Origin of the sequence: Streptomyces sp. NPDC058371 (assembly GCF_042723265.1) — a bacterium.
Lineage (GTDB): Bacteria > Actinomycetota > Actinomycetes > Streptomycetales > Streptomycetaceae > Streptomyces.
In genome coordinates this window covers 66,955-69,055 of sequence record NZ_JBHXJC010000024.1, presented here as the reverse complement: position 1 = coordinate 69,055, position 2,101 = coordinate 66,955, and the positions used below count along the sequence as shown (strand labels likewise).

At 68.8% G+C, this 2,101-nt stretch carries 2 protein-coding genes; both read right to left on the bottom strand.

Translation table 11 applies throughout. The features are described from left to right. Nucleotides 1–152: 152 nt before the first annotated feature. Nucleotides 153–1,415, bottom strand: a complete 1,263-nt coding sequence (locus ACFWM2_RS39180) for a hypothetical protein (RefSeq protein ID WP_383290820.1) — start codon at nucleotides 1,413–1,415, stop codon at nucleotides 153–155. Beyond that, nucleotides 1,405–1,950 (bottom strand): DUF6114 domain-containing protein, encoded by a 546-nt coding sequence (locus ACFWM2_RS39175; RefSeq protein ID WP_383290817.1) that lies wholly within the window; start codon nucleotides 1,948–1,950, stop codon nucleotides 1,405–1,407. Before ACFWM2_RS39175 ends, ACFWM2_RS39180 begins: the two co-directional genes overlap by 11 nt. Nucleotides 1,951–2,101 lie beyond the last annotated feature (151 nt).

The following is a 2,101-nucleotide window of genomic DNA, read 5'->3' as shown; positions in this document are numbered from 1 at the left end:
AGGGGCGGAATCAACCACCTGGGAGGGGGAAACGGCGCGGAACTTCCCGGCGCGGGCGAAAACAAAAAGGGCTGGCGGCCCGGTCCCCCGAAGTACTGGGGGACCGGGCCGCAGCTCTTTGTGCGGCTCCCGGAAGGGTCTGGGTACGACGGTCAGTCGGAGGTGAACTGGTGCAGCCCCGGCACCGTCAGATCGCCGCCGAACTGGCCGGCCTGCGTGACCTTCACATTCGTGAAGTAGATCAGCGGGATGTTCAGGGGCGGCGGGTTGTCCGGGTCGAACGTGACCGGGATCAGGCCGAACAGATTGCCGGAGATGCTCTCCGTGTACATCACGGTGTCACCGTTGCGGATGGTGGACGTCGAGCCCTTGGCCGCCTGTACGTGGTACGTCTTGCCGGACTGGGCGTCATTCGTCGTCTGGTGCAGATCGCCGATGTCGGTGCCGCCGGAGATCACGTACTTCAGGACCTCCTTGACCGTGCCGTTGGCGGTCCGGACCTTCACGACGCCCTGGTAGTCGGCACCCTTGAGCAGCAGTGAACTGGCGTTCAGATACCAGGGGTCGTCGGGCAGGGCGACGGTCTTCTCGACACCGCCCTCGTCGTCGGTGGAGGTCGGGCAGCCCTCCGCGTCCGTGCTCGCGCTCGCGGACGGGCTGGGCGTCGCGGAGGCCGCCGCGGACTCGGCCGCCTTGGCCGCGGCCTTGGCCTTGTCCGTGGTGTCCTCGACCGTCTTGCCGGCCTTGTCGGCCGTGCCCTTCACCGTCTCGGTGACCTTGTCGGTCGTGTCCTTGACGGGGTCGGAGGCGCCCTTGCTCGCGCTCGCCGAGGGAGTGGCGGACGGCGTGGGCGTGGAGCTCTCCGGCTTGTCGGGCGTCAGGATGTCCTTGAGCGCGTCGCCGAGACCCAGCGGGTCCAGCGGGTTGCTGCTGCTCGCGGACGCCGACGGGGCCGGCGTGGACGCGTCGCCGCCGCCCTGACTCGACTTGGTCGCGGACGGGGCCGGCGTGGACTCGCCCTTGTCGTCGGAACCTGAATCCGGCGAAGAGGTCTTGTCCGGGGACGCCGAGGCCGAGGGTGTCGGTGTCGCGTCGGGGGACGCGGAGGAACTGGTCGAGGCGGAGGGCGACGGCGAGGCCGACGCGTCCTTGGCGCCGTCCAGGGCGTCGATGCACTTCTGGTACTCGTCGGCCGTCAGGCTCTTGGATGACGGGTGGTCGTCGGCGAGCGCGAGGGTCGGCGTGAGGCCCATCCCCATGAGGACGGCGGTGGGCATCGCCGCAAGGGCTATCGCCTTGCCTGCGGGCACGTTCAGCCGGACGAGCAACGGCTTCCTGGGCGCGGCATGCCGCGGTCCGGTTCTCGCACGGGACTCTCCCGCAGAGTCCACGTGGGTCACCTCGTCAGCCGGCACTGTGCCTCCCGTTCGCCCCGTTGGTCGGGCTCGTTCCTGACAGATCGTTCGGCTCGCCCGGTCCGTCCGTGGTGCCCGGAGCCACGCTGCCCGTAGCCGCGTGCGCGCCCTTGCGGACGGGTGCGGCCGGCTGCTCGTCGGGCTCGCCCGGCACCCAGGAGATCGCCATCGCCCCGCCGATCAGGGCGAACAGGAAGCCGATGAGGAAGCCACCGAGGTTGGACACCGGGATGGACACCAGCGCCAGCAGAATCGCGGCGACGCCCGCGAAGGTCCGTACGTGCTTCTGGAACCACAGACTGACGCCGAGTACCACCAGGAGCACGCCGATGATCAGGGAGCCGGCACCTCCGGTGGTCGCCATGGCCAGGGTGAGATGGCCGATCTGAAGGTTCGCGTACGGGAAGTACATGATCGGAAAGCCACCGAGCAGGACGAACAGACCGGCCCAGAACGGACGGCCACCCCGCCATTCGCGGAACCGCAGCCGCCAGTGGGTGAATTGGCCGCGCGCGGCAGGAGTCTCGGCGCTCATGGAAAACAGCTCCCTGGAACGGCTTTTGCTGTGAGAAGTACGTACTACGAGCAGGGGTGGGGGGGGGGGGGGGAGGGCACGAATTTCCTCCCCCCCCCCCCACATCCGTACAAAAACCCTCTTCCAACCCTGACGACAACACCTCCACGCG

Bases quoted from the DNA above. Each gene is read 5' to 3' on its own strand.
- ACFWM2_RS39175 (WP_383290817.1), bottom strand. From the start codon at position 1,950: ATGAGCGCCGAGACTCCTGCCGCGCGCGGCCAATTCACCCACTGGCGG.